At 63.0% G+C, this 2,801-nt stretch carries 3 protein-coding genes; 1 reads left to right on the forward strand and 2 read right to left on the reverse strand.

All coding sequences use genetic code 11. The annotated features are described in order from the left end of the window. Nucleotides 1–305 (reverse strand): hypothetical protein (locus ACWEO7_RS38930; protein ID WP_452430789.1); only part of this gene is annotated, 305 nt, incomplete at its 3' end. 908 nt (nt 306–1,213) lie between these two features. Between ACWEO7_RS38930 and ACWEO7_RS38935 the strand changes: the two genes are divergently transcribed. Further along, a complete protein-coding gene (locus ACWEO7_RS38935; RefSeq protein WP_452430791.1) occupies nt 1,214–1,612 on the forward strand; it encodes a hypothetical protein in 399 nt (132 codons plus the stop codon). A gap of 182 nt (nt 1,613–1,794) precedes the next feature. Here the strand turns inward: ACWEO7_RS38935 and ACWEO7_RS38940 are convergent, their stop codons facing one another. Continuing rightward, nucleotides 1,795–2,073, reverse strand: a complete 279-nt coding sequence (locus tag ACWEO7_RS38940) for a hypothetical protein (protein ID WP_452430792.1) — start codon at nt 2,071–2,073, stop codon at nt 1,795–1,797. Between the last annotated feature and the right edge of the window lie 728 nt (nt 2,074–2,801).

Below are 2,801 nucleotides of genomic sequence, written 5' to 3' on the forward strand. Positions count from 1 at the left end.
TCCCACCCGTCCCGCAGTTCGGGCAGGCTCAGGCCTGCCCCGACCTCGAGGTCGATGATCGCCGGACCGAGGCGCGCGCTGTGGGAATCACGCCACTGGGCGATGTAGCCAACGACATAACCGTCGACGACGCTGACTCGGGGCTGCAGGACGGTCCCAGTCGCCCGCGTCCGGCGGATCCATTCGACCTCCGAAAGGCTGACCGCAGCCGTGGCGCGCAGCGTACGCCGCAGCATCCGATGGTCCGAGCCGTCACTGTCTTCCAGCCGCTCGATTCCCGCCAGCATCTGCTGCTCAAAACTCACACCAGGCCCAGGAGCCGCCGACCGATACAGGCAAAGGTCACAACCGGTCAACGCGACATGATCCGATCAGTCGATGAACCGACGATCACCGTCGACCGAGGGGAGTTGATCCTTGCCGAATCGAGCATCCGCTCAGCATGCCCAGTAACCAACACATCCGACATGGGGGAAATCCCTACGATCGCGACCGCGCCGGCGACTCCGACTGTCGCAAAAGCGCTTGCCGCGCAAAGAATCGCCTCGGCGACCGCAATGCCGACACCGCCGGGACAGATGCCGATTTCCCGGTCTCATCAGCCGCCGCGTGAGCTGGCGACGCACTCACCGCCCTCGGATAGCCGCACCGAGCACACCGAGTCCTTGTCATACCACCGACCTCGCCCGAGCAGGCGATCACCGAAACGGCAGGTCGGACATTGGATAGATGAAGCAGAAAAAGCTTGAACAAAACGCACCTGACCACACCCCGCCCTACGTAACCCGCCGGTCGCCATCGCGCCACGGACCCGGCCGAGTCCGGCCACACATGCCCACCCTCCAGGAGGCGCAGTCGCGCAAGTCTCGAGGTTCCTGGGCATGGGTCGACGATCAACTCGCCGCGCGCACTCTCCTTCCATTAACTGAACCCGGACGCTGGCGTCAACTACGTCAACGACACCCTAGTCGGACCCATGGGAACATGCTTTCGATCATGTCACGTACTGGTCGGTCTGGCGGTATAGGCTCACCGTCATGGTGCAGGTCGGTGACAGAGTGCTGCTGGTCGCGGGCGGGGTCTCGGTGTTCGAGGTCCTGGAACTGGAAGACGACGAGCGAGATCGTGCAGGTTGTGCTGGACGCGCCCGGCCGCTACCCGTTCAGCGTCCGCACCGAGACACTCGTAGCTGCGGGCACGCGTGTTGCCGCCTTTGAGCGAGGCCGCTGAACTGTGTCAGATCACGGCCCGGCAGATGTATGCGGTCGCCTACCTTCCATATCGGGAGCCAAGCTGTGACATCGACGAGTTCGACAGCCGCAACGGCACGTCGGACCTTCCCGATCCGCTGCGCAACGCGCATAAGCTGTCGTGGTTCTATCTGCTCGGCGCTGCTGAGCTGCTTGATGCAGTCGGTCGCCTGGTGGTGCCGCCGCAGTTGGGTGTAGCAACTGCGACGCTTGCCCGGAGCGCCGCCGAATTTGCTGCGCACGCTAAGTCCGTTGCCAACCCCGGTGATACTGCTGAATTGCGGCTGGCGAAGTGTTGCGAGCTGTTTCGGGCCAGTTTCAACTACGCGGGTGCTCCTAATACGGCAACGATACTTGGATGAGTCGCAGGTGCGCCCACATCTTCTCCGCTCCGTACAGGCACGGCGCAGGTCGCGGAAGTACTCGTCGAAGTTGTGGACGAGTACTGCGTCTCGCCAGTTGTTGGCGTAGTCCAGTGCGCCGATGGCGAGGGATTTGAGGAAGAAGCGGTTCAGGCCGGACAGCGACGCCTTGTCTTCGGGTTTCATGAGGTCCAGAAAGCCGAGTTCTGTGTGGGTTTCGGCGAGGTCGTCGTCGGTGACGACGGATCGGATGTACTGCTGTCGGGTGTCGTGTCGTGGACTTTGAAGCCGAGGCGTTGGGCCAGGAACCGGAGCGTGTGGCGGCAGACCAGCACGGGCATGATGTTCGCTTCGGGGGCGTCGCGCTGGAGCAGGGCGGCTTTGCGCAGGAGCTGGTAGGGCTCTGCGGATCTGGGGTAGACCCAGTCGCGGATGTTCTTATTTTCGATCGGGAGGTACACCGTGCCCTCGGCAGGCCGCTGCTGTTGATGATCGGCAGCCAGCCGCCGGAGTCGAGTGCGCCGTTGAGGCTGGTTCGGAGGACTTTGGCGACCGCGCCCGCTCCGGGTGTGGTCACGGCGAGGACGCCGGAGTCGATGATGGCTTGCCGGACCGTCGCTTCACCTGCAGGACCGATGAGGCCGTGAGGGTAGGTGGCGTGGCCGTTGGTCCAGGCACGGCAGCGGGACATGAGCACGCGTTTGCGCGCCGCTGCTCTGTTGATCTTGGTTGTCCGTCCGGAGGTGGCGGTGAGGGTGAAGGTCTCGATTTCGTGGCCGCCGCGGCTTTCGGCTGTGGTGGCCACGATGATCTCCTCGCTAAAGAGTTGCTGCTTGGCCTGGGTGAGCAGGTGCGGGTAGTGGGCGTCTTTGGCATGGATCCAAGATAAGGACGTTGTCCAGCCGGAAATTTCGGCGAGATGCGGTGGTGCCCAGGGGTTTGCCATGGAGGCGCCTACTGCGGCTTTGAGCGGCCGCAGTATCGGGCGATCTGATCGCCGTTACATTTGGCCCAAGCTCACCCCCTGAACACTAAGAACTCAGTTCAGAATGAATCGGTGTGTCGGTTTGGTTTGCCGTGCAATGTCTTTGAGGCTCTTGCTGTGGTTGATGAGGTGGTGACCGATGCGTTGTGGGCGAGAGTGGAACCGTTGATTCCGGTGCGGCAGCGGCGGTTTCGGTATCCGGGG

Source organism: Nocardia sp. NPDC004260, assembly GCF_053603155.1.